The following is a 7,576-nucleotide window of genomic DNA, read 5'->3' on the forward strand; positions in this document are numbered from 1 at the left end:
CTTGCACCGCATTTCAGATAACAACCCGCACGGAATACATCCTATACGTGCATTATAGTGTTGCCCGCACAAACTTGGCGAGTCACAACAGACAGTTTTTTTGAAATTGCGCAAAAAAGGCGGTTTTTTGCTCAGGTTGCCCAAGCCCCTGCCCCAAAAAGAAACAATCCCGGCGAATGGCCGGGATTGTCCCTTGGAAACGATACAGCCCCCGCAACCGAGTCCATCAGACCGGCCCCCGAAAGGGCCGGTCGGCTGCAAAGCTGTTATTTGACCAGAAGCCGCGCTTCGTGCTTTTTCAGAGAGCGGCGTGCGGCGGTGTAAGCGTCGAGCCCCTCTCTCTCTGCCAGTTCGGGGAAGAGGTCGAAGATCTCGTTGCGCTGGTCGTGGCCCATCGCGTCAAGCACGGTGTCGCCGGGCTGGAAGCTTTCGGTCCAGGCACCGTTGGACAGCACCACCTCGTGTTGGTCGAACATGAAGTGGATGTAGCTGACCGAGCTGGCCTCAACCGAGATCACACCTTCCATGCCGGTGAGGTGCTTGGCGGCCGCCAGAACCTCGCGGTCCTCGAAGTAGAGCGCCGACTTCTCGTTGTTTATCAGCAGGCGGTGCTGCGGCGAGACCATCATGTCGCGTTCCGGCAGGCCGTGGCCCAGCGAACCCGCACGGATCAGGACCGGTTGCAGATGCGGCGCGCGCGCCAGCTCCTGCCCCGACAGATCGCGGCGGCCCACCCAACGGATCTCTTGCAGACCGTTGTCCCGGGTGATGATCTTGTCCCCCTCGCGCAGCTCTTCGACCAGGCGCTCGCCTTTCGGCGTGGCGATGACCGTCCCCGGCGTGAAGCAGGGGATGATGTCCTCGATCTCGGTGAACTTCAGCACACCTTCGACATTGCCGTTGGCATCGAGGAAGTTGACCTGGCCGGTAAAGCTGTTGCCGTCCGGATCGTTCGGCGTGGTCAGGTCCAGCGGGGTGACGCCGTCGCTTTGGACAATCTCGAACCGGCCCATCCCTTGCAGGTAAAGCTGGTCGTTCTCGTTGTCGGTCGTCGGGTCGTTGTCGCCATCCTCGGTGCCGCCGTCGATTTCGTCGCCGAACGCCTCTTCGCGTCCGTCAAAGCGGAACTCGTCCGAGCCGGCATCGCCGAACATGGTGTCGGCACCCTGGCCACCATAGATGGTGTCGCGGCCGTTTTCGCCATAGATCAGGTCGTCGTCGATACCGCCATAGAGCAGATCGCTGCCGCCGCCACCAAAGATGGTATCGTCATCGTCCTGGCCATAGACCGTGTCATTGCCCGCCCCGGCATTGATCAGATCCTTGCCGTTGCTTTCGTCCGGGTCGGGGCCGAAGCTGCCGCCATCGGGCGCGTTCGGGATATTGACCTGGTCGAAAGGCACGACATTGGGGTCGAGACCGCCGTAGATGAGGTCGTCGCCTGCGCCGGACGAGATCGTGTCGTCGCCTTCGCCGCCGACGATGGTGTCGTCGCCCCAGAGCGTGTTGATCTCGTCGTCGTCGATGCCCGCGTCGACATAGTTGTTGCCCGCGCCGGCATTGATGGTGTCATCGTCGTCGCCGGTATAGATCGTGTCGTTGCCGTTGCCGGTGTTGACCAGATCGCGGTCGTCGTTCGGATCGGCATCCGACGGAACGGCCGGGAACGGGCCGTAGGACGGGAAGCCGTCATCCGGCAGAGGCAGGCCACTGTTGAGCGACGTGTCGATATAGTTGTCGCCGTCGCCGCCATCGACCGTGTCCGAGCCGTCGCCGGAGATGACCGTATCGTTGCCGTCGCCGGTGTCGATCTTGTCGTCGCCGTTGCCGCCGTCGACACTGTCGTCGCCTGCGCCGGTTTCAACGTCGATCGGGCCATCGGCATCCTTGGCGTCGATGGTGTCATTGCCGCTGCCGGTGATGATGCGCTCGATCTCCTCGAAGGTGATGTCGGACGTATCGTCGGCATCCAGGCCGTTGACTGTGCCGTTCTCGGGATCGGCGTCTTCCAGGATGACGGTCAGGTCCTCGGTCTGGTCGCCCAGGTTCAGGATGTCGCCCTCGTCGCCGTTTTCCGGGCCGTCGGGGTTGCCGTCGGTGCCGTCAGACCCGCCGTCGATGGTGGCGTCGATATCCGCCGCCGGGTCGGTGCCGTCGACGGTGAACTCGTCGTCGCCGGTGCCCCCCGAGGCGTCGTCGTCGCCGCCCACGGCGATGTCGTCATCGCCCTGGCCGCCGTTCAGCGTGTCGGTGCCTTCACCGCCGGCAAGCGTGTCGGAGCCGTCACCGCCATCGACGCTGTCGTCGCCATTGGCGCCGGTGATCTCATCGTCGCCGGTGCCGCCATCGACCGTGTCGTTGCCTTCGCCGGCGTCGATGACGTCATCGCCGCCATTGCCGAAGATGGTGTCGTCGTCACCGTCGGCGCCGTCGATCTGGTCGCCCTCGACATCCGTGTAGCCGGGGGTCATGACCTCGCCGATATCCTTGCCGTCGACCGGGCCGATCACGTCCGTCACCTCGACCGAGATCTGCGCGGTGTCGGTCAGGCCGTTGCCGTCGGAAATCGTGTAGGTGATCGTCGCGTCGCCCACGAAGGCCGGTGCCGGGGTGAAGGTGACCGTGTCGTCGGTATAGGTCACGGTGCCCTGGCTGGCCGGGACGCTGGCGTTGATGATGCGGATCGGATCGCCATCGGGGTCGCTGTCATTGACCAGCGGCATGACGGTGACGGCCGTGCCCTGCGGCGTGGAGCCGCCATCGTCGTTGACCGCCACGGGCGCATCGTTGACCGGGCCCACGTTGACCAGTGCCACGCCGGTGTCGGTGCCGCCCTGCCCGTCGCTGACGGTATAGGTGATCTCGACCGGGCCATTGTAGTTCAGCGCCGGGTCCAGCGTGACCGTGCCATCGGGGTTCAGCGTGACCGTGCCAAGCGCCGGGTCGATCGGGTCGACCGCGGACACCACCAGCGGATCGCCATCGACATCGGTGTCGTTGGCGGCCGGGTTGAAGGTGATCGGCGTATCCTCGAGCGTGTTCTCGATATCGTCCACTGCGACCGGGTCATCGTTGACCGGCAACACGTCGACCGAGATTTCGGCACTATCCGTGCCGCCATTGCCATCGGTGATGGTGTAGCTGATCGTCGCCTCGCCGTTGAAGTTGGCGGCGGGGGTGAAGGTGACCGTTGTGTCGGTAAAGGTGACCGTGCCCTGTACGGACGGGGCGTTGGCACCGGTGATGGTGAGCGTGTCGCCATCGGGATCGGTGTCGTTGTCCAGCGGCGTCAGAACGATCGCCGTGTCCTCGTCGGTGGTCGCCATGTCGTCGACCGCCTCGGGCGCGTCCTGCACCTGGCCCACGTTGACCAGAACGGTGCCGGTGTCCGACGCGCCATCTGGGTCTTCGACGGTGTAGGTCAACTCGACCGGGCCGTTATAGTCGGTGGCCGGGGTGAAGGTGACGGTGCCGTCGCCGTTCACGACCGCGCTGCCCAGCGTGGGGTCGGTGACGGTGACCGAGGTCACGGTCAGCGGGTCGCCATCGGGATCGTTGTCATTGGCCGCCGGGTTGAAGGTGATCGGTTCGTCCTCCAGCGTCGAGACGGTGTCGTCCACCGCTTCGGGCGCGTCGTTGACGTTGTTCACCGTGACCGAGATCTCGGCGGTGTCGGTGCCGCCATTGTCGTCGGTGATCGAGTAGCTGATCGTCGCCTCGCCAAAGAAATCGTCCGCCGGGGTGAACTGGATCTCGGTGTCGGTGAAGGTCAGCGTGCCCTGGTCGGACGGCACGGTGGCCGCGGTGATGCGCAGCGTGTCGCCGTCGACATCGGTGTCGTTGTCCAGCGGCGTGATCGTGACGGTGGTTTCCTCGTCCGTGGTGGCCACGTCGTTGACCGCGTCGGGCGCGTCGTTGACCGGCGCCACGTTGAACGTGATCGTCGCGGTCGAGGTTTCGCCCGAGGGATCTGTAACCGTGTAGCTGACGCTGTCGGTGCCGTTGAAGTTCTCGTTCGGCGTGTAGGTATAGGTGCCGTCGCCATTGTCGGTCAACGTGCCGTTGGCGGGCGTGCCGATGCTGTCGACGGTCAGCGGGTCGCCGTCCGGGTCGGTGTCGTTGGCGGTCGGGTTGAAGGTGACGGTGTCATCCTCGTCCACCGCAACGGTGTCGTCGACCGCGGTCGGCGCCTCGTTCTGGGGATCGGTCAGGATCGTCTCGATCTGGCTGAATTCCAGGACCGAGCCGTCGGCAAAAGTCACGGTGCCGGTGCGGGCGCCGTCATCAGAGGCATCCGCCGCATCGGTGATCGTCACCTTGCCGGTGCCGCGCAGGTCCAGCGTGTCGTTGTCCAGCGTATCGTCGGGGCCATTGCCGCCGGTGATGGTGTCGCCATCCGCGTCCGAGCTGCTGGAGACGATGAATGTGTCGTCGCCGCCTTCACCATACATGTCGTCCGAACCGTCGCCGCCGGTGATCACGTCATCACCGCCCTCGCCATCCTGGTCGGGATCGAAGCCGGTGTCGAAATACATGTCGGTGATGTGGATGCCGGAATTGTCGTTGCCGTTCTGCGTATGCTCGACCACCACGCGCGACACGGGGCCGGCGATGGAAACCTGAACGGTCGTGTCAGGGTCGTTGACATTCTGGTAGGGGCCGTCCGCATCGGCGGTGTTGCCGTCGATGTTGATATCTTTGCCGCCTTGCAGGACCACCTCGATCGGGTTGTTGTCCGCGTCAAAGGCGGTGACGGTGACAAGGCCATCACCATCGAGGTCGTTGATGTTAAACTCCAGATTGCCCACAGGCTCGGAGAAATCCCACTGGAATGCGCCAGTGTTGCCGTTGCCGCCGGTTTCCGAGAACAGCGAGCTGTTGGTGTCGATCAACTCGCCGCCCGTGTCGATGCCGGCAGTGTTCAGGTCGGTGTGGTTGTCAATATCGCTTTCGTGGTGCCCCGTATCCTCGATGCGAGTGTAGGTGACGTTCACGCTGCCTGTGTTCTGTGTCACGGTGCTGTCGGCCTGATGGCCTGTCACGTGATCCCAATTGAAGCTTTCGCGCGGACCTTCGAACGTGCCGCCGTCGCCGCTGTCGCCATAGATCGTGTCGTCGCCACCTTCGCCGTCGATGGTGTCGTCGCCGCCATTGCCGAAGATCAGATCGGCGTCTTCGGTGATGATGTCCCCGCCCTGATCGGTGGGCGCATTGCTGTCGTCATAGCCGAGGATCATCTCTTCGCCGAAATCCTCGCCGTCGACGGCGCCGTCCGGGCCTGCCTTGGCGGACTCGTAAAGCGCGACATAGTCGATCGCGCCCTGGAATTCCTTGTCATAGACCGAGTCGTCGCTTTCGCGCGCGCCGAAGCTGAACTCTTCGTCGTCGTTGTCGGTCAGGTCGAAGGTCAGGCCCTTCTCGTCGCTCTCGATCATCTCGATCTTGCCGGTGGTCAGGTTCTCGACCGTCAGGGTGGCGCCGGTGTCGACGTCGAAGGAGTATTTCACGTTGACCAGTTCACCGGGTTTGAAGAAGCCCGCGGAGGTCGAGAGCGTGGCGACCGCGTCGCCGTCATTGGTATTGTGGTAGGTCTGAACCTTGCCGTCCTTGGTGACGCGGATCTCGAAAAAGCCCTCGTCATGCTTGTCGATGTCCTTTTCGCCGCGCGACAGGATCACGTCCTCGGAACTGCCGGAGTGCGAGAACTGCGTGAACTGTGTCTCGATCGTGCCGCGGTCCAGATTGAACTGTTCGTCATCGGCAGAGGAGTTCGGGTCGGCTTTGACATCGAGCACGGTCGGGTGCGAATTGCTCCCTGCGCCCACGATCAGCCGGTCGCCCGAAAAACTGACGTTGATGGCGTTGCCATCGCCGTGGGTGGCGTTCTGAGCAACACCGTCATCCAGGCCGGTGTCTTTCTTTTCCGCACCGCTTTTGAAGTCCCACAGGCCGATGAGGCCGGTTACCGAGCTCGGATCAAAATTCGCCATCGTCTTCTCCATTCGGCATCACCGCACCTGCGGCGACGCCATACCAAAACCATTCCCATTGCCGGCGACGTGACGGCCAGGGGCAACCTGCACGAACCTCTATTTCTGGAGGGAAAGACCCGCATAGCACGCGGAAATGGTACGGAGTTCGCGCTCCGTTTCCATTCGCTCTCAGTCAGCTGCGGCAGCAACCCGACGATCGCACCTTTCCGCACCTTAAATGATGCGTTTCGTGCGGTCGCCCCCGTGACCTTCAGACTTCGCCCCCCAGTTGGGCTGACTTCGTTGTACGAGATGCCTGGTCCGACACAAAGCGAAATTTGTCAGAAAACTGTCCGAGCAATTTAGAAAAAAGCCCGGTGAAATGGCGAAATAAGGCAAGCCGACACACGGATTTTGCGAGATTGTTTCCGCAGGTCGCTCGGCGGGTACTCGCCCAAATGCATGAAAAAAAGGGATGTGCGTTTTTCTGCCGACCAGGATTACAACCTAAGGCAGAGCCTTGTTTCCCAAAGGGGTCAGAACGGCACCCGCCTGGATTGTGACGAGATTTGGATGACCCCTGTCCAAAGTTATTGCTTTACCATGCGTCAATCCCGGTCATTTTCAGGGTACTATTTACGAAACGGAAACTGTCCTGCCACATTCCGGACGAATCGACGCAGATTTGTTTCAAAATCAGACGTCGAATCCCTGTGGCGTCCGGCGCGCCAGGCCGCGCGCCGTGCTCTGACCGGCCCCCCTGCGGCGGAAGGTGGCCCGATCTTGCCGAAACTGAGACCGACACGCGCACCGCTCCGCCGCAGCCCGCGCCGTGCGCCCTGCCCCGTCCCAATCCCGTCCCGGTGTCCGCCCGGGCCGCGTGAAAACGCGGCGTGATCCGCGTGGACGCTTCAGTTTTCGGCCACTGCAAAGGAACTTGTCCAAGGCGCGGGGCGTTTGGCGTGCAAGGGTTTACGTTTTGAGTGCGTGCTGCATGGGACGGATAAACCTTGAATGCACAACCGATTGGGAGTGAGTAATGACCTTTGGCAAAACCTTTCTTAAATCCACATCCGTTCTGGGCCTTGTTGTCGCGCTGTCGACACCGGCCTACGCGATGACCTGCGCCGAATACAGCGCGATGGACAGCGCCGGCCAAACCGAAGCCTTCGAAGGCATGGGCGGCCGCGAGATGCTGCGTGACGAAGCGGTCGGCGCCGACGAGAACGCGGATACCGATGCAGCAAGCGCGACCAACGAGCTGGGGGATCCCGACGACGATGTGGGCGGACGCGCCGCAGCCCGCGCCGCGGCCACCGGCTCGGACGAAGAGCTCATGACCGTGCTGATGGAAGAATGCGAGGCCAATCCCGACATGGACATGGCAACCATGTTCCAGGACGAAGACGAAGCCAAGTAACGCGGCTAATATCTGACCATTCTGGCGGCCTGCATTCCTGCGGCCGCCAGTTTTTTATGGGTGGTGCGTTACGCGTTCCACAGAACGGTGCCCAAGGCTTGCGTGTCGTAGCCTTCATGGGTGCGGGCGCGTGTGCGGAAGGCGTCGGTTTGGCAGAACGCCAGTAGCGACTGCATCGGTGGCT

At 62.6% G+C, this 7,576-nt stretch carries 2 protein-coding genes; one reads left to right on the top strand and one right to left on the bottom strand.

Annotated elements, in window-relative coordinates; translation table 11 throughout:
• Positions 1-266: 266 nt before the first annotated feature.
• Complete coding sequence (locus XM53_RS20965; protein WP_057796760.1) at positions 267-5,990, bottom strand: tandem-95 repeat protein; 5,724 nt, start codon at positions 5,988-5,990, stop codon at positions 267-269.
• Positions 5,991-7,011: 1,021 nt separating this feature from the next.
• Between XM53_RS20965 and XM53_RS20970 the strand changes: the two genes are divergently transcribed.
• Entirely contained in the window at positions 7,012-7,392 is a 381-nt protein-coding gene (locus XM53_RS20970) for a hypothetical protein (RefSeq protein WP_057796761.1), read from the top strand.
• The last annotated feature ends 184 nt before the right edge of the window (positions 7,393-7,576 follow it).

The sequence above is a fragment of the Roseovarius atlanticus genome, from assembly GCF_001441615.1.
Classification (GTDB): domain Bacteria; phylum Pseudomonadota; class Alphaproteobacteria; order Rhodobacterales; family Rhodobacteraceae; genus Roseovarius; species Roseovarius atlanticus.

Bases quoted from the DNA above. Each gene is read 5' to 3' on its own strand.
- XM53_RS20965 (WP_057796760.1), bottom strand. From the start codon at position 5,990: ATGGCGAATTTTGATCCGAGCTCGGTAACCGGCCTCATCGGCCTGTGG.
- XM53_RS20970 (WP_057796761.1), top strand. From the start codon at position 7,012: ATGACCTTTGGCAAAACCTTTCTTAAATCCACATCCGTTCTGGGCCTT.